The organism is Salinicola halimionae, from assembly GCF_003206065.1.
Classification (GTDB): domain Bacteria; phylum Pseudomonadota; class Gammaproteobacteria; order Pseudomonadales; family Halomonadaceae; genus Salinicola; species Salinicola halimionae.
On sequence record NZ_PZJQ01000005.1, the window covers coordinates 828,464 to 851,224 of the forward strand.

Consider the following 22,761-nt stretch of genomic DNA (forward strand, 5'->3'; position numbering starts at 1 on the left):
ATGAAACCCCTTCAACGTATTTTGCACGTCGAGGACGACATCTCGATTCAGGAAGTGGCCAAGGTCGCGCTCGAGATCGTCGGCGGCTTCGAAGTCACGAGCTGTGACGATGGCCAGTCGGCGATCTCGAGAGCCGCCGAATGGCAACCGGACCTGATTCTGCTCGATGTGATGATGCCCGGCATCGATGGCCCTACGACCCTGGTCAGACTGCGAGAGCAGGCGTCGACCCAGGGCATTCCCGTGATCTTCATGACCGCCAAGGTTCAGCCCAGCGAGCTCGAGCACTATCGTGCCCTTGGCGCTCTGGATGTGGTGGTCAAACCTTTCGACCCAATGACGCTGGCAGAGCAGCTGCGCACGATCTGGGAGCGCTCGAATGGCTGATATCGACGTTCAGGCCCGGCTGGCCGCGCTGCGTGAGCAGTATGGCCTTCGTCTGAGCAACGACTTGCAGACGCTGATGTCGCAGTCCCGGGAGGTGAGTACGCGGCAAAGCGCTGTCGATTTCGAGTCTCTCGACGTGTTACGTCAGGGTCTGCACCGTATCGCCGGTTCAGCGGGCAGCTTCGGCTACGCCGCATTGAGCCGCGATGCGCGCGAGCTGGAGATCGGGCTGCAGGCAGCCATCGAAGGAGCCAACCCGCCAACGCCCTCCATGTTGACGGCGCTCCATGATCGTCTACAGGCTTGTTATCGTGCACTGGAGAGCCCAAAGCTTTCGGAAGTCGGTGAGCCGCAGGGCAGTTATCATCTGGCCAGCGGTGATCGTGCGATACGTGTCGCGGTGCTGGCGGACGGTGATACCGAAACGCTGATCCAGTCCCTGAGCGGCTTCGGGTACGAGTGTCGGCAACTGACGGATATCCTCGGCCCCCATCGAGGCGGGACCACGTGGCATCCGGATATCGCCATCGTCGATACCGCCAAGGTTGCCGACGAGGTCTGGAAGCCTGCGGTGGAGGAAGTGCCTCAGGCGGCATTGATCATGCTGAGTGCCGAGAGCGGCTTCGAGCCACGGTTGAAGGCGGTCCGTCATGGCGCCATGGGATTCTTCGTTCATCCGGTGGATGTGCCCTCGCTGGAGCATCGTCTGCGCCATCTAGTCAACCTGCCGCAACAGGACCCCTACCGGGTGTTGATCGTCGACGACGATGTCGAGCTGGCCGAGCATTTTAGGTTGACCCTGAAGATGTCCGGCATCGAGTCCCGAGTGATCAACGATCCTCACGATGTCCTGCAGGGCCTGCGGGAATTCATCCCCGATCTGGTGCTGATCGATATCAATATGCCGGGCTGCTCTGGCCCGGAACTGGCGCGGATCATCCGTTTCGATGACGATTGGCTCAAGATTCCGCTGATCTATCTGTCGGCGGAGTCGGATGCCCACCTTCAGGCGCAGGCGCTGGCGCAGGCGGGGGATGATTTCCTGGTCAAGCCGATCTCCGACGTGGGCCTGGTCGCCGCCGTTACCGCGCGGGCGCAGCGATCCCGTCAGTTGAGTCTGGCGCTGGCTCGCGACGGCCTCACCGGGTTGATCAAGCACCCGGCGATCAAGGAGCTGATCGAGCTCGAGATGGCCCGCGGTCAGCGCACCGATACCGCGGCTTGCGTCGTGATGATCGATATCGATCGTTTCAAGTCGATCAACGACACCTACGGCCATGGCACCGGCGACTATGTCATCCGGCTGCTGGCCAACCTGCTGCGCCAGCGGCTGCGGCGAGTCGATCACGTCGGTCGATATGGCGGGGAAGAGTTTGTTGCCGTGCTACCGTCTTGCTCGCTGGAGAACGCCCGCGAGGCCATCGAGCGCATTCGCGTCAGCTTTTCGGAGCTCGAGTGCGTGGCGGCGACGGAGACCTTTCACGCCACTTTCAGCGCCGGGGTGTCGAGCACTCATCAATGGCCGAATGCCGAGACGCTACTGGAGGCCGCCGATAGGGCGATGTACGAGGCCAAACAGGGCGGGCGCGACCAGACGCGGATCGCCGTTCCGCCCAGCTGAGTTGCGAGTTTCGGCTTAGCGCCGATTCTTGCGCGCTTCGCGAGTCCGGCTGAGCTGGCGCTCGCGCGCCTTCTCGCGATCGCTGGCGCCGGCCTGACTGTCGTAGGGGTTGTCGCCGGAACGGAATTCGAACCGAATCGGCGTACCACGCACTTTCAGCACTTTGCGGAAGGTGTTGGTCAGGTAGCGTTTGTAGGCTTCCTGCAGCGACGAAGTCTGGTTGCCATGCACGACGATGATGGGCGGATTGCTGCCGCCTTGGTGGGCCATGCGCAGCTTGATGCGGCGGCCGTTGATCATCGGGGGCTGATGTTCGCTGACGGCATCCTGCAGAATCGTGGTCAAGCGATTGGTCGACCAGTGGCTGTTGGCGCTGTCGAAGGCCTTGTCGACCGACTTGTAGAGATCGCCGACGCCGGTGCCGTGGAGTGCCGAGATGAAATGCAACTCGGCGTAGTCGGCGAATCCCAGCCGGCGCTTGATATCGGAGCGCATCTTGTCCCGCGCTTCGCTCTCCAGACCGTCCCACTTGTTGACTGCCAGCACCAGCGCACGGCCGCTGCTGAGCACGTAGTCGAGCAGGTGCATGTCCTGTTCCACCAGGCCCGTGCGGGCGTCCAGTACCATGATCGCGACGTGGCACTCCTTGATCGCCTCAAGCGTCTTCACGATCGAGAACTTCTCGGCGATCAGGCTGACGTTCTTGCGTCGTCGGACGCCGGCGGTATCCACCAGTACGTAGGGCTTGCCGCGGCGCTCGAACGGAATTTCGATGGAATCGCGAGTGGTGCCCGCCTCGTCGAAGACCACCACGCGCTCTTCGCCCAGCATTCGATTGACCAGCGTCGACTTGCCGACGTTGGGTCGGCCGATCACACCGATGTGGATGCCGGGATAGTGGCCGGTCGGGCCTGCATTGGGGTCGCGCTCGGGGAAGGGGGCCAGCACCTCGTCGATCAGAGTGGTGACGTTACGCCCGTGCGAGGCCGCGATCGGGTGCGGATCGCCCAGACCCAGCGCCCAGAAATCGGCCATCGCGGTGTGTTCTTCCAGACCGTCGGTCTTGTTCACCACCAGCCAGGTCTTCTTCTGGTTGACGCGCAGATGATTGGCGATCGCCTGGTCGGCGGGCATCAGACCGGCGCGCCCATCGACCATGAACAGCACGATATCGGCGTCGTCGATGGCGGTCAGAGATTGCTCCGCCATCACGGCGTCGATGCCCTGTTCGTCGCCGCTGATACCGCCGGTATCGATCACGGTGTAGGTCTTGTCGCCGAGCTGACCGCTACCGTACTTGCGATCGCGGGTCAGGCCGGGGAAATCGGCCACCAGCGCATCGCGAGTGCGTGTCAGGCGGTTGAAAAGGGTCGACTTGCCGACGTTGGGTCGGCCAACCAGGGCGATAACGGGGTTCATGGCGATTCGCAAAAGGGCGGTGACAAGATGGACGATCAGCGGGAGGGGTTGGAGAACCCGGTGCGATCGATGTTAATAACCGGGCATTCTAGCATGTGAAGAGCGCGAAGTCCGAATCTCACGGCCGGGGCTCTCCAAACGCAATCGGCCCCGCGCAGGCGGGGCCGATTGACGCTGTCCGGAGCTGATCAGTTCTGGTCGGAAAGCGTCTTCAGATCGTAGGCCGTCAGGGTGCCGTCGTTGCTCAGCGCATAGATGCGGCGATCGCCGGTCAGCAGAGGCAGCGTCAGGCCATCGCCGCCGAGATGTTCGCGGCCGCTCATTTCGCCGGTCGAGGCATCGATGAGGTGGATATAACCCTCGTAGTCACCCACCGCGATGTTGCCGTCGACGAATGCGGGTGCGGTCAGCGAACGGCCTTCGAGCGTGTCGGAATCCCACATCACGCGGCCGGTATCGGCCTCGATGGCGATGACGTGGCTGGCGGCATTGACCGTGAACAGGTAGTTCCCCACGACCAATGGGGTCAGGTAGCTGGACTCTTCATGCTCCCACAATACCTTGCCCGAGGTGGCTTCCAGTGCCAGCAGGCGACCGTTGTAGCTGGTCACGAACAGGCGCCCGTCCTGGGTCAGAACCGGCTGGCCGTCGAGGTCGACGAGCTGGTCGACTTCGGTACGCCCCTTGGGCACGGCAACACGCATGTCCCACAGCGGCTGGCCGCTGCGATTGTCCAGCGTCACCAGACGACCGTTGGCGAATCCAGCGAACGAGACCGGTTCGATGACGCGAGGCGCGCCAGTACCGCGTAACGTCAACGCCGGTTGAGAGCTGGAGTAGACCCACTGTTCTTTGCCACCCAGGCGGTCGAGGGCCGTGACGGCGCCATCGACACTCTGTACCACGACCAGCTCGCTGTTGACCTGCGGTGCGGCCAGCACTTCGCTGGAAACGCGTGATTTCCAGTCGATGCTGCCGTCCTCGCGGTCCACTGCCAGCACTTCACCATTGCGCGTGCCGAGGTAGAGACGTCCGCTGTCGGCGCCGATGCCGCTGGAGATAGGCGTGCCCAGATCGACGTCCCACTGGGTGTCGCCACTCTGGGTGTCGATCGCGCGCAGATCGCCGGTTTCGTCGACGGCGTAGATCGTGCCGTTGTCGACGATGGGGGTCAGCGGGTAGCGAGCGCGACCCAGGCCTTCGCCGACGCCCTGGTCCCAGCGCTCGTCGAGGCTCACTTTGGGTGTGAAGTCCTGAAGCGGCTTGGGCGGATACTGCGGTTCGACGCTACCGGCACAGCCGGCCAGCAGTGTGGCGGTCAACCCCAGGGGCAGAAGTAGGTGGGTCAATTTCATCGGGTGGCGTCCTCCGCACCGAGATCGTCTAGCTTGAGCTGCAGGCCATAGATTGTCTGGTCAGCATCCTGCGCCAGACTTTGCGCCTGTTGATAGGCCTTGCGCGCGTCATCGGAGCGCTCGAGCGCCAGATAGGCGTCACCGAGCACGTTCTGTCGCTGCGCTTCGAGTGTACCGGGTACGGCATCCTCGAGTGTCTCGAGGGCCTTGCTCGGATCGTCGCTGGTCATCTGCAGGCGCGCCAGATCGATCCGGGCCAGACCCTGCATGTAGGGCCGGTCGCTGTCGTCGATGACGTCGTTCAACGCCTGGCGGGCGCGGTCGGTATCATCGGCGTTGACGGCGATCTTGGCTTCCAGCAGGCCGGCCAGATCGGCGTAAAGCGTATCGCCATGGTCGCTCTGCAAGTTATCGGCAAGATCGAATGCTTGCGTACGGGCATTATCGTCGAGCGTATCGCTGCTGGCGATGGCGATCAGCTGCTGATAGCTGTTGGAGGCTTCGGCAGACTGGCCTTCCTGATGGCGCTGCCATGCCTGCCAGCCAAAGACACCGGCGGCGGCGATGACAATGCCGACCAGCAGGGCGCTGCCGTTGGACTTCCACCACTCCTTGATCGCGTCCAGCTGCTCTTCTTCGGTCCTAAGCTCCGCCACGGGCGGTCTCCTTAATTCGTTCCAAAACGGCTATGGCCAGGCAGACACGTCATTCGCGCCCACCCAGCATTCATTCGTGGCCGGGTGCAGGTTCAGAATCATGCTGTTCGGTGCCAAGCTGTTCGGTGCACGTTGCTCGGTACTATGCCGCCCGGTCTGATGACAACCAGAATCAGGCCAGTCTCGCTCGTACCAGTCAATTGCCCCGCTCAGGTGAACTGGCGGCCGAGCCAGGCGATAGCGTCGTCCTGAGCGAGAGTCTGCTGCTCGCTATCGTCACGCAGTGGCTTCAATGTCAGCCGTGCGTTGGCGATCTCGTCTTCACCCAGAATCAGAGCGACCCGAGCGCCGCTGCGATCGGCACGGCGGATCTGGCTCTTGAAGCTACCGCCGCCGCAGTGTACCTGAAGACGCAGCGCGGGCAGAGCATCGCGCAGACGCTCGCCAAGCAGCAGTGCTTCACGCTCGGCCGATTCACCCATCGCCAGCAGATAGGCGTCGGCACCACCCTTGGCATCCTCGGGGACCAGCTCGAGCGTTTCGAGCAACAGCATGAGGCGTTCGAGACCGATGGCAAAACCCACGCCGGGCGTGGGTTTGCCGCCAAGCTGTTCGACCAGGCCGTCGTAGCGTCCGCCACCACAAACGGTACCCTGACTGCCGAGGGCAGTGGTGGTCCATTCGAATACCGTGCGCGAGTAGTAATCGAGGCCTCGGACCAGTCGCGGATTGATCCGATAGTCGATACCGGCGGCATCGAGTGTCGACTTGAGCCGTTCGAAGTGCTCGCGGGATTCGTCGTCGAGATGTTCCAGCAGCTGCGGCGCGCCGGCGAGCATCTCGCCCATGGCCGGATTCTTGGAATCCAGGATGCGCAGCGGGTTGGTCGTCAAACGACGAAGTGAATCCTCGTCGAGTACGTCGCGATGAGACTCGAAGTAGGCGACCAGAGACTCGCGGTAGGCCGCCCGGGCCTCCGAAGAACCCAGCGAATTGAGCTCGAGCGTCACGTGTTCGGCCATACCGAGCTGACGCCACAGACGGGCGGAGAGCAGAATGATCTCAGCATCGATATCCGGGCCGGTCATGCCGTAAGCCTCGATACCGATCTGATGGAATTGTCGATAGCGCCCTTTCTGCGGGCGCTCGTAGCGGAACATCGGCCCCATGTACCACAGTCGCTGAGTCTGATTGTGGAGCAGGCCATGCTCCATCGCTGCGCGCACCACCGCAGCGGTATTTTCCGGGCGCAGTGTCAGGCTTTCGCCATTGCGGTCGTCGAAGGTATACATCTCCTTCTCGACGACATCGGTCGCCTCACCGATGGAACGGGCAAACAGCACCGTCGGTTCGACGATCGGCGTACGGATCTCGCGATAATCGTAGCGGTCCACCAGGGAGCGCAGCTGTCGTTCGACGTATTGCCACGCGGGCGACTGATCCGGCAGCAGATCGTTCATGCCGCGAATGGCTTGTAATTTGTTGCTCAACTGACACTCCTGCCTATAGCAAAACGCCACAGGCTGCCTGCCTGGGCGTTCGTCGATAATTCTCTGTTTGGGGGTTGCGGAGCATCAAGCGTCGCGGACACGCTTTCATGCTTCGCCTGTTCAAGCTCCGCGCGCAATGACGGCGCCTTCCCGACTCTCTTTCTCTTTGGCCTTGGCGCGGATCAGCGCTTCGAGATCGTCGACCAGATGGTCGTTGCGCAACTTGCTGGCCGGCTTGCCATCGATGTAGACCAGGTTGGCCGGGCTGCCGCCGGTGAGGCCTATGTCGGTCTCCTTGGCTTCGCCGGGGCCGTTGACCACGCAGCCGATCACCGAGACGTTCAGCGGGGTCATCACGTCCTCGAGACGCGTCTCGAGGGCGTTCATGGTGGCGATGACGTCGAAGTTCTGGCGCGAGCAGCTCGGGCATGCGATGAAGTTGATGCCCTTGGCGCGCAGCTTGAGGCTCTTCAGCATATCGAAGCCGACCTTGATCTCTTCGACCGGGTCGGCAGCGAGCGAGACGCGAATCGTGTCACCGATACCGTCCATCAGCAGCATGCCCAGGCCGATCGAGGATTTCACCGTGCCGGAGCGCAGGCCACCGGCCTCGGTGATGCCCAGATGCAGCGGCTGTTCGATCTGCTTGGCCAGCAGCCGGTAGGCGGCCACGGCCATGAACACGTCGCTCGCCTTGACGCTGACCTTGAAATCATGGAAATCGAGGCGGTCGAGATGGTCGATATGGCGCATGGCCGATTCGACCAGCGCTTCCGGCGTGGGCTCGCCGTATTTCTTCTGCAGATCCTTCTCCAGCGAGCCGGCATTGACGCCGATGCGGATGGGAATGCCGTGGTGTCGCGCAGCATCGACGACGGCGCGGACGCGATCCTCGCGGCCGATGTTACCGGGATTGATGCGCAGACAGTCGACGCCGAGCTCGGCCACGCGCAGGGCGATCTTGTAGTCGAAATGGATGTCGGCAACCAACGGAACGCTGACCTGCCGCTTGATCTTGCCGAAGGCTTCGGCCGCATCCATGTCGGGCACCGAGACACGCACGATATCGGCGCCGGCCTGCTGCAGGCGCTCAATTTGCCCTACGGTGGCAGCGACATCGTTGGTGTCGGTATTGGTCATGCTCTGCACGGCGATAGGCGCACCGCCGCCGACAGGTACGTCACCGACATGGATCTGTCGAGAGAGACGACGGGTGATCGGAGATGGCATCTGCATGGCGCTTCTCAGTCTCCCAGGGTAAAGCGGGCAACGTTGTTGCCGCCCGTGTATTGACCAAGATCGATCGACTTGCCGCGGTATTCGAGCGTCACGCCACTGGCGTTGCCGATGGTCAGACGGAAGGGCGGTTCGCCTTCCGCGGTTGCCTGACTGTCGGCGGACTGCAGGCCGCTAAAAATTCGATCGTCATTGGCATCATAGATTTCGGTCCATGACTCTTCGCTGAAAGTCAGGGAGAGCGAGTTGTCGCTGGCGCCCGCAGCCGCCGTATCATCGCCCACCGCCGCAGAGCTCGCCTGCGCTGCCTGACGTTCGTCGCGATTCGGGGGTGCCGTCTCCGCCGATGCGGAAACTCCCGTCGCACCACCCGTTTCGGCGGCATCGTTCGAGGCTGCCGCGTCAATATCGGTGGCCGGCGTATTCTGTTGATTTGGCAGGGGGGGTAGTTGGGTATCGGTGTTAGGTGCCATCGCCGAACTGCTGCCGTTTGTGCCAGAAGCGTTCGAGCCAGAGATGCCGGAACCGGCAGCGCCTGAGTCAGTGGCGTCGCCGGTGTTCGCAGCAGCTCCGCTGCCATCATCGTTCAGACGATCGACGGCAATCGGGCTGTCATCGCTGCCACCCCCGAAGATGTCATTGCCTTCTCGGCTCTGCCACCACAATAGCGTCAACGATATCAGACCGATGATGACCAGCAGAGTGAACAGGCGGAAGATCCAAGGACCGACTCGGGAAGGCGCTCGGGTGGTATGAACCGGCGCCAGTTTCCGCTCCATGTCGCCGCGGCCATGCGTGGCGTCGTAGGCGTTGACGACGCGGGTCTCGTCCATTCCCAACAGGCGCGCGTACGCCCTCACGTAGCCTCGACGGTAAGCGGCGATCGGTACCTGGTCGAAGCGGTCTTCCTCCAGACCGGCCACGACGACCGGACGTAAATTGAGCTGCAGCGCGACATCTTCGAGGCTCAGCCCCTGACGTTCGCGCTCGCTCTGGAGCATGTGACCCGCCATCTCTTGAGAAGGGCTGGGCACATCGTGTTGCTGGACTGATGGTTCGTTCATTTCGCTCATGGGCGAAAATCCTTCTGATCTCTCTTGGGCACGAGCTCGAACTCGGGCTCAAGTACGGGTTCTATTCGCCTCTGGAACCGCCGAGCTGCTGACGGTAAAAGGCCGCACGAGTCGAGTCTCCCTGAGCACTGGCGATGTCGCTCGCCAGACGCAGGCTATCGTCATCGGTGCCGGCCACGGTGAAATAACGCTGCAGGCGTTCCCAGGCGCGTTCGTCTTTACCCTGCGTGTGATCGAGGCGAGCGAGCGCCAACAGGCTGCGCGCATTACGCGCATCGATATCGAGGGCTCGCTCGTAATACTGCTGAGCGGCTGTCGCATCGCCGTTGGCGGTCTCGCACTGTCCCAGGTTCGCAAACAACTGGGCTCTCTGGGTGTAATTGATGTCCTGACTGGCAACGGCCAATTGCGCGCAGGCGCTGGCGTACTGCCCTCGCTGATACAAAAGGGCCGCATAATTGTTGCGTATGCGCGTCGCATCGGGGTCGGCTTTCAAGGCTTTCTGAAAAAAACCGTCGGCCAGATCCAGCTCTTTCTGGCGCTGATAGAGCAGCGCCAGGCCTTCCATGGCACCACTGTCGCCAGCATCGAGGTCAATGGCGTGCTGCAGGGCCTGTTGCGCACGAGGCAGATTGCCCTCGGCGAGGTACGCCTTGCCTAGGCGAGTGTAGGCTGCTGCCGCATCCTCAGGGCTGTCCTGTTTCGGCCCATTGGAGGAGACCGCCGTGGCGCAGCCGCTCAATAGACACGCCATCCCCATCGCGACACACAACGATCGTATCGAAAAGGAGCGAGATGGGCGGGTCATGCGCGGCTCTCCCATGGTTCGAGACAGCGACAACCGAAAGGTCGAATCCCGAGCAACTGAAAACAAAGCGATTTTGGGGCTCCCATCAAAGCGCTGCACCGAGTCGAAGTCAAGGCGAGGCCTGACCACGACGATGCCGACATCGATGACCGGAGCCCAATTCGGTGGACGCGTTGCGGTTTCATGCCCAATGTTCAGTCGGCATCCAGCTGGATCGACTGGATGTAGCGCTCGTGACGCTTGGTTCGATCCTTGACCTTTCCTACCAGCTGGCCGCACGCGGCATCGATATCGTCACCGCGGGTGGTACGTACCATGGCCGTGTGGCCGAGTTCGTAAAGCCAGCTCTGGAAGCGCATCACCTGGTTGCGCGAAGGCTTTTCGTAACCCGAATGCGGGAACGGGTTGAACGGAATCAGGTTGATCTTGCACGGCAATTCCTCGAGCAGCACCACCAGTTCCTCGGCGTGTACCTGCTGGTCGTTGACGTCCTTGATCAGGGTGTACTCGATGGTGACATGACGCGTCGTCTCGCATTTGGCGAGATAGCGCTGGCACGCATCCAGCAGCATGCGGATATTGTACTTGCGATTGAGCGGCACCAGCTCGTTGCGCAATTCGTCATTCGCGGCATGTAGCGAGATCGCCAGGCTGACGTCGATATCGTCGCCCAGCTTGTCGATCATCGGCACCACACCGGAGGTCGACAGCGTGACACGGCGTTTGGACATGCCATAGGCGTTGTCGTCGAGCATCAGCTTCATCGACGGCACCACGTTGTCGTAGTTGAGCAGAGGTTCACCCATGCCCATCATCACCACGTTGGTGATCGCCTTGCGTCCGTCGGGGGCGCTCATGCGGCCGCCGGCACGCTGCTGGGCGACCCAGACCTGGCCGATGATCTCGGCGCTGGTCAGGTTGCGCTGAAAACCCTGCTTGCCGGTGGAGCAGAAGCTGCAGTCCAGCGAACAGCCGACCTGGGACGACACGCATAGCGTCCGCCGTGCGCCGTTGTCGGCCGGAATCAGCACGGTCTCGACGTAGCTTCCATCCTCGACTTCCAGCACCCATTTGCGGGTACCGTCGCTCGAAGTGCCTTCGTAGACCACGCTCGGGCCACGGATCTCGGCGTGCTCTTCCAGTCGGCCACGCAGTGACTTGGAAAGATTGGTCATCGACTCGAAGTCGTCGCAACCTTCCTGATGAATCCACTTCATGACCTGGGCGGCGCGGAATTTCTTCTCGCCCAGAGAGACGAAGAACGTCTCCATCTGCTCGCGGGAGAGCCCCAATAGATTGGTGCGCGGAGTAGCGGTGGCAGCGGTCATGGCAACGGAATCGGCTCGAGAGTGGCGGGGTGTGCAGGGACGGAGGAGGCCGACCGGCCCCGAGGGCCGGTCGATCGACGAATCAGCTGCGCGAGCAGAGTTCGTCATCCTTGAAGAAGTAGCTGATTTCACGAGCGGCGGATTCCGGTGCATCGGAACCGTGCGCGGCGTTGGCGTCGATTGAAGACGCGAAGTCGGCGCGGATGGTGCCCGGCGCGGCTTCTTTGGGATTGGTCGCACCCATCAGCTCGCGGTTCTTGGCGATTGCGCTTTCACCTTCGAGAACCTGGACCATCACCGGACCGGACGTCATGAAGCCGACCAGATCGGCGAAGAAACCACGCTCGGCGTGCTCGGCATAGAAGCCTTCTGCCTGCCCCTTGGAAAGGTGCAGCATCTTGGCGCCGACGATCTGCAGGCCGGCTTTTTCGAAGCGGCTGTAGATGTCGCCGATCACGTTCTTGGCAACGGCATCGGGCTTGATGATGGAAAGCGTGCGTTCGGTGGCCATGAATTAGGTCTCCTGCTGTCGTGAATCGATCGCGATTGTCGCGAGCGGAAAAAAGGTGTGCGAGACGAGGGGATGGTTCACATCGAACCACCGTTCTCAACCACAACGCCCCGGCCGAAAAATCGCGCCATTGTAGCGCAAGCCCTCGGCCGACGCATCCCGGCCTCATCGGCCAAGAAGTGTCGGCGCGTGCCGGCGCGAAGTCGATCTGGGGCGGAGCTCAGACGTTGAAGCTTTCGCCGCAGCCGCACTCGTCGGTGACGTTGGGGTTGTTGAAGCGGAAGAAGCGATTGAGCCCTTCGCTGACGTAGTCGACTTCGGTACCGTCGAGGACTTCCAGCGCTTCCTTGTCGACGAGGACCTTGACGCCGCGTTCCTCGAACTCGACATCGCTGTCACGCAGGTCGTCGGCGATATCGAGTACGTAGCTGTAACCGGAACAGCCGCTCGGTTTGATGGCCACACGCAGGCCGAGACCGGTGCCGCGCTCTTCCAGCACGTGCCGAATCTGGGTGGCGGCGGATTCACTGATGGTGATGTTCTGCATGGTATTTCTCCTGCCGAAGAGGAATGGCAGCTGCCGCTCCTCTAACGATGATTCATGGCGGCTTTCGAGGGTTGGCGTAACCCGCTCAAAGCCCGGCGTATGTCGGCTACGGCCGCATCGATCTCATCAAGCGTGGTGAAGCGGCCGAAGCTGAAGCGAATCGAGGCCAGCGCCTGGGAATGGGGCACGCCGATCCCCGCGAGAACGTAGGATGGCTCCACGCTGGCCGAGTTGCAGGCCGACCCCGTGGAGACGGCCAGCCCTCTTAGCGCCATCAGTAGCGACTCCCCGTCCACGCCATCAAAAGCGAGATTGACGATGTTGGGAACGGACTGTTCCTGCGGCGAATGGTTATGAATGCCACCGCAGTCGGCCAGTCCGTCGAGAAAACGTTGGCGCAGCGCCCGCACATGCTCGCCATCGGATTCGCGCTCGTCGCGAGCCAGCGCGAAGGCTTCGCCCATGCCCACGATCTGGTGGGTGGGCAGCGTGCCGGAGCGCATCCCGCGCTCGTGTCCGCCGCCGTGGATCAGTGCCTCGATGCGCAGATCCGGGTCGCGGCGAACGTACAGCGCGCCGATGCCTTTGGGGCCGTAGGCCTTGTGCGCCGAGAGCGACATCAGGTCGATGCCCATGGCTTCGACATCGAGCGCCAGCCGCCCGCAGGCCTGCGCGGCATCGACGTGAAAGCGCGCGCCGAACTCGTGCACGACGGCGGATAGCGCCGTCAGGTCGTTGACGCTGCCGAGCTCGTTGTTCACCGCCATCAGTGAGACCAGAACCGTATCCTTGCGCATGGCGCTGCGCAGTTGATCCGGCGTGATACGCCCGTCGCGGCCCGGCGTCAGCCAGGTAACCTCGAATCCTTCCGACTCCAGCGCTATCGCGGTATCCACGATCGCCTTGTGTTCGATGACCGATGTGACCAGATGGCGTCCGCGGGCGCGATTGGCGCGCATGAAGCCGATCAGTGCCAGATTGTCCGCTTCGGTGGCGCCGGAAGTCCACACGATCTCGCGTGGATCGGCGCCGATCAGATCGGCGACCTGACGGCGAGCGTTTTCCACTGCCTGTTCGGCCAGCCATCCCGGCATGTGACTGCGCGAGGCCGGGTTGGCATAGACGCCGTCCATCGTCAGATGACGCATCATCTGCTCGGCCACGCGCGGATCGGTCGGCGTGGTGGCGGCGTAATCGAGATAAATCGGAGCACTCATGGCACGCAAGATCTCTGGCAGTCGATCGAAAGGAAATCGGACCCGATACGCAAAAACAAAAGACGCTAACGCGTAGCCGCCCGATGGCATTCGCCTAGTGCGACGACACCGTGATCGTGGCGGCGTCATCGGCGCGCGAGTGCGTATCAGGCTCTCGTTGCATGGCGGCGCGGGCCTGTTCGCGGTGCACCAGCTCCAGCAGGCTGATGTCACTCAAGAAGCGTTGAATCTCATCGGAGAGATCGCCCCATAGATGATGCGTGATGCACTTGCTGCCCCGATGACAGTCCGCTCGCCCCTGACAGCGCGTGGCATCGACCGACTCGTTGACCGCATCGATCACGCCGGCCACGGAAATCTCGGCGGGCGCCTTACCCAGGAGGTAGCCACCGCCCGGGCCGCGCACGCTGCTGACGAGCTCGGCTCGGCGCAGCCTCGCGAACAACTGCTCCAGATAAGAGAGCGAAATGTCCTGGCGTCTGGAGATATCCGCCAGGCACACCGGGCCTTTATCGGCATTGAGTGCCAGATCGAGCATGGCGGTGACGGCGTAGCGCCCTTTGGTAGTCAAACGCATCGGCGGATATCGGCTGTCGCTGCATCGGTATCGACATTATGGAAAAACCCAGTAATACGGTCAACCATTCTGCCGAAGGCGAAGATGTACCCCGAGAGATCGCGGTCACCTCCTGTGGATCGGTGCGACTCGAGCCCGGATTCCTAGAAATCAGGGCTATCGAGGGTCAGGGCTATCGAGAGTCAGGGCTTGTCGCCCAATCGTTTGTCGATCGTCCCCAGAATGCCGCGCAGGATATTCATTTCCATGCTGTCGAGGTGGGCGCGCATGAACAGCCGACGAAGGCGCGCCATCAACTGGCGGGGATTATCGGGATCGTGGAACTCGATCGCCGTGAGAGTGTTTTCAAGATGCACGAAAAAGCGCTCGAGGTCGGCGTGGGTCGCCGGCGGGTTGTCCCAGATCACCCCGAACGGCTGTTCGGCTTCGAGGTCCGGGGCGAGTGCGGCACTCGACGATGTGTCTTCCAGGGCCAGGAACGCCTGACGGCATTCGTAGGCTAGCACCTGGACGGCAGCGGCCAGATTCAGCGAGCTGAAGTCGGGGTTGGTCGGGATGTGCACGTGCTGATGGCAGCGCTGCAGTTCGGCATTGGTCAGGCCGGTATCCTCGCGCCCGAATACCAGCGCGACACGGGCCTCGGCCGGCTTGAGCGCCTGCGGCAAGCTCTCCGCCAGAGCGCGAGGCCCGATCATTGGCCAGGGAAGATGGCGGGAGCGAGCACTCGCACCTACCACCAGCGTGCAGTCGGCGACGGCATCTTCGAGCGCGTCGAATTGCCGCGCGCTATCCACCAGCGTGGTCGCCCCGGAAGCTCGCGAATAGGCTTCGAGATCCTTGGGATTGCAGCGCGGGGTCACCAGGGCGAGATCCTCCAGGCCCATGTTGCGCATGGCGCGAGTGGCGGCGCCGATATTGCCGGGATGGCTGGTGCCGATGAGAACGATACGGATACGGTCGAGCATAGAAAGGGGCATGGGACACTGTGAAAGAGGCATCGGGTACGGATCGAATGCTGGGGCGAGCGGGAAAACGCGTAGTCTAGCATGACTGGAAAGGCCGACTTCTGCTAGACTGCGCGGCGTTCTTTAACAGCCCCCGACACCCCAAGGCCAGATCCATGCATCCGATGGTTCAATATGCGCTGCGCGCCGCTCGCAGCGCCGCTGAGCAATTCGTTCGTATCCGTGACCGTCTCGAGGTCAATCACGACGAGCAGGCAACCGCCAGTCTGCTCGAGGATACGGCACGTAATGCCGAAACGCTGATCGTTCATCAGCTATCCCGCGGTTATCCGCAGCACGGGATTTCCGGTCGCTACACGCCTTATCGCGAAGGCAAGGGCACCGACAAGGAAACGGTGTGGCACATCGAGCCGATCCACGGCGAGTCCAATCTCGGCGTGGCGAACCGCCAGTTCGCGATCTCGATGGTGTGCCTGGTCAAGGGGCGCCCGGAACATGCGGTGATCGTGTCGCCATTCAGCGATGACGAATTTCTGATCAGTCGTGGTCGCGGCGCGCAGGGCAACGGCAAGCGCATGCGTGTCTCCAAGGCCGTCAATATCGACGGTGCCAGACTCTCGCTGGCCTGGCCGGCGCTTGACAGCCGCTCGCGCTGGTTGCCGCAGTATCTTACGGTGGTCGAGCGTCTGGGACCTCAGATCGATACGTTGACTGGTACCGGCTGTGCGCTGCTCGACATGATCGAGTTCGCTTCCGGCCGTGCCGACGCCGTGTTCGTGATGGGGCTGGAACAGCAGGACCGTCTGGTCGGCTCATTGCTGCTGAAGGAAGCCGGAGCGTTGACCGGCGCCATCGACGGCTCGCCCAGTGTCGAAGACGGCGGCAGCCTGATGGCCGCTGGCCCGCGTCTCTACAAGGCGCTGGCGCAGCAGCTCAAGGCCAGCATCTAAGCGAGCCGCCGAGCGACTCACTTTTGAAAGCGTCGCCGCGAAACGAAGCGCCCTGCCGGGTTATCCCGGCAGGGCGCTTTGCGTTGAGGCGTACATCCGTTCTGGTTCAGGGCATCGAGGACGCCATCGATTGAGGCCGAGTGAGCAGGCTCCCCACCAAGAACGCGAGCATCGCGGCGGCGAGGCCGGCGTAAATTGGCGAGTTGGCCAGCAGACCATCCTTGAGCATGAAGACGATCACGCCCGTGCAGCCGGCCAGCATGCTGGCTATCGCGCCGGTGGTGGTCGATCGCTTCCAGAACAGCGCCCCGAGCATGGGAATCAACATGCCGCCGACCAGCAGGTTATAGGCGACCGTCAATGCCCCGATGACATCGCTGACGTTGATCGCGATGATGACGCTGACCACGCCAACCAGACCGGTGCAGAGTCGATTGATTCTGACGCCCTCGATCTCGCGGCCACCGCGGAGTGCCGGGAGGATATCCTGAGTCAGCAGTGTCGATGAGGCGAGCATGCCAGCGCTGGAAGTTGACATCATCGCGGCCATGGCGGCCGCGATGATCAGCCCGCGGATGCCATCCGGCAGAGCCAGTTGCGCAATGGCGGCGAAAGCGTTGTTGGCGTCATCGAGATTCGGCAGCAGGATGCTGGCGGCAATACCGACCACAGCACCAATCACGCCGTAGAGAATGCAGTAGATGCCGGCGAAGGTACCGGCGCTGCGGGCCACGCGACTGGAGCGGGCGGTAAAGACTCGCTGCCAGATATCCTGGCCGATCAGGATGCCCAGAAAATAGATGACGAAGTAGGTGATGATGGTGTCCCAGCCGATCGCCGTCAGCGAAAAGCTGCTTTCCGGCGCTTTCTCCAGCAGTGCACTCCAGCCCCACCGAATCGATCGTCAGCGGCAGAAGCAGTGCCACCATGCCGACGGTCATGATCAGGAACTGCACGATATCGGTCAGCGTCAATGACCACATGCCGCCGATCGTCGAATAGATGACGACCACCACGCCGCCAATGACGACTGCCTGCCAGGCCGGCATGCCGAAGATTACGCTCAGTACGGTGCCGATGCCGATCGTCGAGGTCACCGCCAGCATCAGATCGTAGGCAAACATGATGAGCGAGCTGATCAACTTGGCGGCCGGGCTATAGCGACGTTCGAGCACCTGGGTCACGGTGTAGAGCTTGAGCTTCATCAGCGGTTTGGCCAGTACCACGCTCAGCACGATCAGCCCGAGGCCCAGAGAAGCACAGAGCCAGAGACCGGAAAGCCCGTAGGTATAACCGAGCTTGACCGTGCCCACGGTCGATGCGCCACCAAGCACCACCGCCGACAGGGTGCCGATATACATGCCTGGCCCCAGGCGGCGGCCGGCAACGAGATAGTCTTCACGGTTACGCGCACGCTTCATGCCCCACCAGCCCAGGCCGAGCATGCCAACCGCATAAAGTGCGACGACGAAGAGATCCAGCATCGTGGTGTCCTATCCTGCCGCTGCGTCAGCGGCGATTGTTGTTGTCGAAAGACGATCTTGTAGAAGGTGACGACTCGGTGTCCGTCAGCGGCGTTTGACGCCAGGTAGAATGCACAGCATCTCGAACAGCAGGTTGGCTGCCACGACGGCGGTCTGGCCGTGAGCGTCGTAGGGAGGCGAGACTTCGACCAGATCGCAGCCGACAATATCGAGACCATGAGCGCCGCGGATGATTTCCAGCGACTGCGGGATGGTCAGACCACCGATCTCGACCGTACCGGTGCCCGGCGCGTAGGCTGGATCGAGGCTGTCGATATCGAAGGTCACATAGACCGGGCCCCCTTTGAGCTTGTCGCGAATCTCCGCCATCAACGGTGTCAGGCTTTTGTGCCAGCAATCCTCGGCCGGCACGACACGAAAACCCTGTTCGCGCCCCCAATCGAATTCCTCGGGGGAGTAGCCCGTGCCGCGCAGGCCGATCTGGGCGACGCGATTGCAGTCGAGCAGGCCTTCCTCGACCGCACGGCGGAAAGGCGTTCCATGAGCGATGGCTTCACCGAACATGTGCTCGTTGATGTCGGCATGAGCGTCGACGTGGAGGAGTCCCACCGGTCCGTGCTTTCTGGCCATGGCGCGCAGGATCGGCAGTGCGAGGGTGTGGTCGCCACCCAGGGTCAGCGGGATGACGTCGTGGGTCAGCAGGTCGTTGTAGTAACGCTCGATGATGTCGACGCTCTTCTTGAGGTCGAAGGTATTGATCGGCACATCACCGATGTCCGCCACCTGCAGACTCTCGAACGGCGCGGCGCGGGTTGCCATGTTGAAGGGCCGCAGCATCCGGGATTCATCCCGGATCTGGCGTGGCCCGAAGCGAGTGCCCGGGCGATTCGAGGTGCCAATATCCATCGGAATGCCGACGAAGCAGGCATCGAGTCCTTCGGCGCTCTTCTGCGTCGGCAGGCGCATCATCGTGGCTGGCCCGCCGAAACGGGGCATCTCGTTGCCGCCGAGCGGCTGGTTGTATGGCGGTCGGTTAGACATTGCAGTCCCGGACGTTGTGATTGTGGGTGGTGAATACCGAATAAATACCAGCAGGAATCGTGCCAATCGGTCAGTTATTGATAGACCGGGGTGCTGCGCGGCAATTGATTCATTCATGAATCACGGCTTGCGTTTAAGTGATACTTTTATGTATTAATGATTCAACAATGTATCGATGGCGGATTCTTCAATGACGGTTCGCCATGGCGGCGCATAAATGACAGTTTCGGTGATGAAAAGGCGCGTGATGACGGATTTGACGAAAGAGGAAGACGCTGCGGCTCAGTTGACGCTGGAGACATTGATCCAGACGGCTCAGGATCATCTGTTCATCGTCGACGGCGACGGTCATATCCTGGATGTGAGCCCGGGCAGTGCCGCGGTCTACGGACTGCGTCGTGAAGAGCTTCGGGCGACGACCGTTCAGGCGCTGCAGGCCAGCGGAGTACTGTCGCCCTCGGTGTCGCTCGAGGTCATCCGCACTGGTCAATCCGCGCAGATCATGCAGCGTACGGGTACCGGTCGTCAGGTGATCGCCGAAGCGTTTCCGGTCTACGCCAACGGCGAGCTGATCCGTGTGATCAGTCGTTCGCGGGACCTCACCGATCTCCAGCTACTGCAGGATGAGTACGCACTTCTGCAGCGCCGATTTGCCGAGCATCTCAAGCGCCACCCTGAGCCCGACGGCGACGAAGAGACTTCCGTGGGCGAACTGGTAGTCAAGAGCCGGATCATGCGTGAGATAGTTCACATGTTGAAGCGCAGTGCGCCGACCGATGCCACCGTACTGATGCTGGGTGAATCGGGCGTGGGCAAGACGGCATTTGCTCGCCTGCTGCATCGCTGGAGCCGTCGACGGGAGGGCGCTTTCGTCGACGTCAACTGCGCGGCCATCCCCGAGTCGCTGTTCGAGTCGGAGATGTTCGGCTATCAGCCCGGCGCCTTTAGTGGCGCATCGCGCCAGGGCAAGGCGGGGCTGCTCGAGCAGGCTCACGGAGGCACGCTGTTTCTGGACGAAATCGGCGAACTGCCGCTGTCGATGCAGTCGAAACTGCTCAAGGTGATCCAGGATGGTTCGCTGATGCGTCTGGGCGATACCCAGTCGCGCCAGGTCGATTTCCGTCTCGTCGTGGCGACCAACCAGGATCTGGCCAAACGGGTCGAGGAGGGCGCCTTTCGGCTTGATCTCTATTACCGGCTCAACGTGATTCCGGTGACACTGCCGCCGCTGCGCGAGCGTCGCGAGGATATCCGGGGGGTTGCCGAGCGCCATCTCGAGCGCCTAAACCGTCGCTACGGTCAAGACAAGGTACTATATCCCGGCGCCTGGTCGGGTCTGATAGGCAACGACTGGCCGGGCAATGTCAGAGAGCTGGAAAATTGGCTCGAGCGGGCCTGGCTATCGGCGGAAGGGAATGTCGTGGGCGTACCGGCATCGAACCTGCCTGGCAGCGACATCACACCGAATGGGGTGGGTAATGTCGAAATCGGGGGAGAAGCCGGCGAGGGTTCAGGCATGGGTATCGCGCTGGCCCCGGGGCAGGGGCTCAAGGCTGCCATGGAGGCGCATGAACGCGATATTCTAAAAGGGCTGATGACGACCCATCTTACGACCTATGCGCTGGCCGCCCGTCTCGGCATCAGCCAGCCCAGCGTCGTGCGCAAACTCAAACGCCATCACCTTCGGATCGAACGCTGGCCGGACTCGCTCAACGGCTGATATCGGCGTTCTTATCCACATCCGTGCTCGCCTTCGCTCCCACATCTCGCGACGAACCGCTCCGAGGCGTGGCGTGGTGGGGACTCCCGGTATATCGCGTTATCGACTGGCGCTTGCCGTAGCCCCAGCGCTCCGCTTCTGACGGCGCATCCGGTGCATCGTCGTCATGCAGCCATTCTCGCCAGCTGGCGACCAGTAGCGCCATTAGTACCGGACCGACGAACAACCCGACGATTCCCATGGTCTTCACGCCGCCGATCAGGCCGAAGAAGGTCGGCAGGAAGGGCAGCTTGATCGGGCCACCGACCAGTCGCGGGCGCAGCGTCTTGTCGACGACGAAGAGCTCGAACGCGCCCCAGATGAAGAGTCCGACGCCATTGATCATATGCCCGGTCGCTAGCAGATAGAGCGACACCAGCGTGAACGTCAGCGGCGCGCCACCGGGTACCAAAGCCATGAAGGCGGTGATAACACCGAGTACCACCGGCGATTGAATGCCGGCGATCCAATACGCCGTGCCGAGCACCAGCCCCTCGCCGAGGGCAATCAGGCCCATGCCCATCACGGTCGAGCTGACCGTAGCCGGCACCACGCGCGAAAACCGCTGCCAGCGAGCCGGCAACACCCGCTCACCGACGATGTCCAGTTGACGCGCCATGCCGGCGCCGTCCTTGTAGAGAAAAAACAGCGTGATCAGCATGAACAGCAGAGTCAGCGCCAGATGCAGCGCGTTGCTCCCCAGTGCCAGCACCCAGCGCGAGATATTGCCGATATGCTCGCCGCCTATGAGCTGAATCAGAGACTCCGGCGCATGGGGCTCGGCCAGAGTTTGTTGCCATTGCTCGGCCAGCCAGTCTCCCACGCCCGGCAGGTGTTCGATCCAGACCGGGGGCGGGATGCCGTGCTCGTTCGCAATCATCAGCCACCCGACCCAGCCCTTCAATTCCTGGAAGGCGTAGGAGCTGGCAAGCACCATCGGGATCACCAGGCACAGCATGATCAACCCCAGCGCGATGCTGGCAGCAAGCGTCTTGCGCTGCCCGCAGCCTGCCAGGAGGCGACGATAGAGTGGCCAACTGGCGAGACAGATGATCAATGCGGCGAGTACCGGGATCAGGAAGTCGATGAAGAAGTAGACGCCGGCAATCATCACCAGCACCAGGAGCCAGCGAGCAACGCTACTATCGGCAAAGATTGGGGCCATGAATGACTCGTGAACGCGACAGAGGAACCGGTGAGCCCGGGACGAGATCGAACGGCATGCCAATCGGCAGCCAATTATCATAACCCAACGGATTCGATCCGAGGTTATCGTTCCGTCGGAAAATGGCGGGTGCAGACAACCGCCGGGAACGGTTTCTGATATCGCGTAGTGGCGGCTCGCTGAGGATCGCCAGGGATGACAGGCGAAAAAAAGGCCCCTCGTTGCGCGAGGAGCCTTGAAGGCGTGATCGAAGCGCTCGTTTTACGGCGTGTCGTCCACGACCTCTCCTTTCTTCGCCGGGATCAAATCCAGGCGCTCCAGTTTGAACACGATCAGCAGAGCGGCGGCGACGTAGACCGAGGAGAACGTGCCGGCCACGATCCCCAGGATCAGCGATATCGCGAAGTTGTGGATCATGTCGCCGCCGAGGAAGAACAGCGCGAACAGCACCAGCAAGGTGGTACCGGAAGTCGCCAAGGTGCGCGACAACGTCTGGTTGATCGCTTCGTTGAAGATCTGCGCCAGATCTTCGCTGCGTGACAGCCGGATATTCTCGCGAATCCGGTCGTAGACGATAATGGTGTCGTTCAGCGAGTAGCCGATGACCGCCATGATCCCCGCCAGTACCGTCAGGTCGAATTCCCACTGGAACAGCGCGAACAGGCCCAGCACGATCAGCACGTCGTGGCCCAGCGAGATGATCGCGCACAGCGCGAACTTGTACTGGAAGCGGAAGGCGACGTAGACCGCCACGCCGGCCAGTGCCACCAGCATGCCCAGACCACTCTGGTCGCGTAGCTGATCGCCGACCTGGGCGCCGACGAATTCGGCGCGAACCAGCTCGATCGAGGCATTGCCGCTACTCAGGGCCGAAACGACCTGATTGCCGACATCGTTGCTGAAGGTCTGCTGCAGCCGCACCAGGATTTCGTCCGTGGCGCCAAAGGTCTGCACCGAGAAGTTCTCGAAACCGCTATTGGCCAGTAGCGTGCGAATATCATCCAGCGAGGGGGCTGCAGCATAGTGAAGCTCGACGACCGTGCCGCCGGTGAAGTCGAGCCCGAGATTGAGGTTCAGAAGGGCGAGGGCCGCCACCGACACGATCGTGAGTACGATCGAGACGATAAAGGCGATGCGGCGCTTGCCCATGAAGTCGAATTGGCGCATTGCTC

21 protein-coding genes and 1 pseudogene are annotated in these 22,761 nt (G+C 62.0%); 4 read left to right on the forward strand and 18 right to left on the reverse strand.

The annotated features are described in order from the left end of the window. Positions 1-387 (forward strand): response regulator, encoded by a 387-nt coding sequence (locus DOM27_RS16690; protein ID WP_110657696.1) that lies wholly within the window; start codon positions 1-3, stop codon positions 385-387. After that, positions 380-2,008 (forward strand): diguanylate cyclase, encoded by a 1,629-nt coding sequence (locus DOM27_RS16695; protein WP_110657698.1) that lies wholly within the window; start codon positions 380-382, stop codon positions 2,006-2,008. Before DOM27_RS16690 ends, DOM27_RS16695 begins: the two co-directional genes overlap by 8 nt. Before the next feature lie 15 nt (positions 2,009-2,023). Here the strand turns inward: DOM27_RS16695 and der are convergent, their stop codons facing one another. The 13 genes from der to DOM27_RS16760 all read right to left on the reverse strand — a co-directional run bounded on the left by der (position 2,024) and on the right by DOM27_RS16760 (position 15,190). Continuing rightward, entirely contained in the window at positions 2,024-3,427 is a 1,404-nt protein-coding gene (der, locus tag DOM27_RS16700) for a ribosome biogenesis GTPase Der (RefSeq protein WP_110657700.1), read from the reverse strand. A gap of 188 nt (positions 3,428-3,615) precedes the next feature. Continuing rightward, the gene (gene bamB / locus DOM27_RS16705; RefSeq protein ID WP_110657702.1) at positions 3,616-4,782 is read right to left on the reverse strand and encodes an outer membrane protein assembly factor BamB; all 1,167 of its coding nucleotides are present in this window, start codon (positions 4,780-4,782) and stop codon (positions 3,616-3,618) included. After that, the gene (locus DOM27_RS16710) at positions 4,779-5,438 is read right to left on the reverse strand and encodes a YfgM family protein (RefSeq protein WP_110657704.1); all 660 of its coding nucleotides are present in this window, start codon (positions 5,436-5,438) and stop codon (positions 4,779-4,781) included. The genes bamB and DOM27_RS16710 overlap by 4 nt, the downstream gene beginning before the upstream one ends. Positions 5,439-5,647: 209 nt before the next feature. After that, on the reverse strand, positions 5,648-6,928 hold the full coding sequence (gene hisS, locus DOM27_RS16715) for a histidine--tRNA ligase (RefSeq protein WP_110657706.1): 1,281 nt from the start codon (positions 6,926-6,928) through the stop codon (positions 5,648-5,650). Between the two features lie 120 nt (positions 6,929-7,048). Then, entirely contained in the window at positions 7,049-8,164 is a 1,116-nt protein-coding gene (gene ispG / locus DOM27_RS16720) for a flavodoxin-dependent (E)-4-hydroxy-3-methylbut-2-enyl-diphosphate synthase (protein ID WP_110657708.1), read from the reverse strand. An 8-nt stretch (positions 8,165-8,172) separates the two neighbouring features. After that, entirely contained in the window at positions 8,173-9,237 is a 1,065-nt protein-coding gene (locus DOM27_RS16725; protein ID WP_110657710.1) for a RodZ domain-containing protein, read from the reverse strand. Positions 9,238-9,298: 61 nt separating this feature from the next. Continuing rightward, the gene (gene pilW / locus DOM27_RS16730; RefSeq protein WP_157956781.1) at positions 9,299-10,045 is read right to left on the reverse strand and encodes a type IV pilus biogenesis/stability protein PilW; all 747 of its coding nucleotides are present in this window, start codon (positions 10,043-10,045) and stop codon (positions 9,299-9,301) included. Between the two features lie 194 nt (positions 10,046-10,239). After that, entirely contained in the window at positions 10,240-11,373 is a 1,134-nt protein-coding gene (rlmN, locus tag DOM27_RS16735) for a dual-specificity RNA methyltransferase RlmN (RefSeq protein ID WP_110657714.1), read from the reverse strand. Positions 11,374-11,455: 82 nt separating this feature from the next. Further along, positions 11,456-11,884 carry a nucleoside-diphosphate kinase gene (gene ndk, locus DOM27_RS16740; RefSeq protein WP_110657716.1) on the reverse strand — a complete coding sequence of 143 codons (429 nt, stop codon included), beginning with the start codon at positions 11,882-11,884 and terminating at the stop codon, positions 11,456-11,458. 220 nt (positions 11,885-12,104) lie between these two features. Next, positions 12,105-12,431, reverse strand: a complete 327-nt coding sequence (locus DOM27_RS16745; protein WP_110657718.1) for a HesB/IscA family protein — start codon at positions 12,429-12,431, stop codon at positions 12,105-12,107. 41 nt (positions 12,432-12,472) lie between these two features. After that, positions 12,473-13,648 carry an aminotransferase class V-fold PLP-dependent enzyme gene (locus DOM27_RS16750; RefSeq protein WP_110657920.1) on the reverse strand — a complete coding sequence of 392 codons (1,176 nt, stop codon included), beginning with the start codon at positions 13,646-13,648 and terminating at the stop codon, positions 12,473-12,475. A gap of 94 nt (positions 13,649-13,742) precedes the next feature. Continuing rightward, positions 13,743-14,225, reverse strand: a complete 483-nt coding sequence (gene iscR / locus DOM27_RS16755; protein ID WP_110657720.1) for a Fe-S cluster assembly transcriptional regulator IscR — start codon at positions 14,223-14,225, stop codon at positions 13,743-13,745. Between the two features lie 182 nt (positions 14,226-14,407). Next, positions 14,408-15,190, reverse strand: a complete 783-nt coding sequence (locus DOM27_RS16760) for an RNA methyltransferase (protein ID WP_110657722.1) — start codon at positions 15,188-15,190, stop codon at positions 14,408-14,410. Between the two features lie 155 nt (positions 15,191-15,345). On the opposite strand from DOM27_RS16760, the gene DOM27_RS16765 reads away from it, so the two are divergent. Continuing rightward, the gene (locus DOM27_RS16765; protein WP_110657724.1) at positions 15,346-16,140 is read left to right on the forward strand and encodes an inositol monophosphatase family protein; all 795 of its coding nucleotides are present in this window, start codon (positions 15,346-15,348) and stop codon (positions 16,138-16,140) included. Between the two features lie 106 nt (positions 16,141-16,246). On the opposite strand, the gene DOM27_RS18235 is transcribed toward DOM27_RS16765, so the two are convergent. The 3 genes and pseudogenes from DOM27_RS18235 to speB all read right to left on the reverse strand — a co-directional run bounded on the left by DOM27_RS18235 (position 16,247) and on the right by speB (position 18,665). Further along, a complete protein-coding gene (locus DOM27_RS18235) occupies positions 16,247-17,038 on the reverse strand; it encodes a sodium:solute symporter family transporter (protein WP_342588627.1) in 792 nt (263 codons plus the stop codon). A 1-nt stretch (position 17,039) separates the two neighbouring features. After that, a pseudogene (locus DOM27_RS18240) lies at positions 17,040-17,624 on the reverse strand (sodium:solute symporter family transporter); the annotation flags it as partial. An 84-nt stretch (positions 17,625-17,708) separates the two neighbouring features. Further along, positions 17,709-18,665, reverse strand: coding sequence for an agmatinase (gene speB / locus DOM27_RS16775; protein ID WP_110657726.1), 957 nt, complete (start codon positions 18,663-18,665; stop codon positions 17,709-17,711). 247 nt (positions 18,666-18,912) lie between these two features. Between speB and DOM27_RS16780 the strand changes: the two genes are divergently transcribed. Next, on the forward strand, positions 18,913-20,385 hold the full coding sequence (locus tag DOM27_RS16780; protein ID WP_245392769.1) for a sigma-54 interaction domain-containing protein: 1,473 nt from the start codon (positions 18,913-18,915) through the stop codon (positions 20,383-20,385). Here DOM27_RS16780 and DOM27_RS16785 read toward each other — a convergent pair. After that, a complete protein-coding gene (locus DOM27_RS16785) occupies positions 20,375-21,589 on the reverse strand; it encodes an AI-2E family transporter (protein ID WP_110657730.1) in 1,215 nt (404 codons plus the stop codon). The two genes, DOM27_RS16780 and DOM27_RS16785, sit on opposite strands and share 11 nt — an antisense overlap. A gap of 261 nt (positions 21,590-21,850) precedes the next feature. Further along, the gene (gene secF / locus DOM27_RS16790) at positions 21,851-22,756 is read right to left on the reverse strand and encodes a protein translocase subunit SecF (protein WP_110657732.1); all 906 of its coding nucleotides are present in this window, start codon (positions 22,754-22,756) and stop codon (positions 21,851-21,853) included. Positions 22,757-22,761 lie beyond the last annotated feature (5 nt).

Coding starts and splice junctions, on each gene's coding strand:
- DOM27_RS16690 (WP_110657696.1), top strand. CDS start 1: ATGAAACCCCTTCAACGTATTTTGCACGTCGAGGACGACATCTCGATT.
- DOM27_RS16765 (WP_110657724.1), top strand. CDS start 15,346: ATGCATCCGATGGTTCAATATGCGCTGCGCGCCGCTCGCAGCGCCGCT.
- secF (WP_110657732.1), bottom strand. CDS start 22,756: ATGCGCCAATTCGACTTCATGGGCAAGCGCCGCATCGCCTTTATCGTC.
- DOM27_RS16750 (WP_110657920.1), bottom strand. CDS start 13,648: ATGAGTGCTCCGATTTATCTCGATTACGCCGCCACCACGCCGACCGAT.
- ispG (WP_110657708.1), bottom strand. CDS start 8,164: ATGCAGATGCCATCTCCGATCACCCGTCGTCTCTCTCGACAGATCCAT.
- DOM27_RS16725 (WP_110657710.1), bottom strand. CDS start 9,237: ATGAGCGAAATGAACGAACCATCAGTCCAGCAACACGATGTGCCCAGC.
- der (WP_110657700.1), bottom strand. CDS start 3,427: ATGAACCCCGTTATCGCCCTGGTTGGCCGACCCAACGTCGGCAAGTCG.
- ndk (WP_110657716.1), bottom strand. CDS start 11,884: ATGGCCACCGAACGCACGCTTTCCATCATCAAGCCCGATGCCGTTGCC.
- DOM27_RS16760 (WP_110657722.1), bottom strand. CDS start 15,190: ATGCTCGACCGTATCCGTATCGTTCTCATCGGCACCAGCCATCCCGGC.
- rlmN (WP_110657714.1), bottom strand. CDS start 11,373: ATGACCGCTGCCACCGCTACTCCGCGCACCAATCTATTGGGGCTCTCC.
- pilW (WP_157956781.1), bottom strand. CDS start 10,045: ATGACCCGCCCATCTCGCTCCTTTTCGATACGATCGTTGTGTGTCGCG.
- iscR (WP_110657720.1), bottom strand. CDS start 14,225: ATGCGTTTGACTACCAAAGGGCGCTACGCCGTCACCGCCATGCTCGAT.
- bamB (WP_110657702.1), bottom strand. CDS start 4,782: ATGAAATTGACCCACCTACTTCTGCCCCTGGGGTTGACCGCCACACTG.
- DOM27_RS16785 (WP_110657730.1), bottom strand. CDS start 21,589: ATGGCCCCAATCTTTGCCGATAGTAGCGTTGCTCGCTGGCTCCTGGTG.
- speB (WP_110657726.1), bottom strand. CDS start 18,665: ATGTCTAACCGACCGCCATACAACCAGCCGCTCGGCGGCAACGAGATG.
- DOM27_RS16695 (WP_110657698.1), top strand. CDS start 380: ATGGCTGATATCGACGTTCAGGCCCGGCTGGCCGCGCTGCGTGAGCAG.
- DOM27_RS16745 (WP_110657718.1), bottom strand. CDS start 12,431: ATGCAGAACATCACCATCAGTGAATCCGCCGCCACCCAGATTCGGCAC.
- DOM27_RS16780 (WP_245392769.1), top strand. CDS start 18,913: ATGACGGATTTGACGAAAGAGGAAGACGCTGCGGCTCAGTTGACGCTG.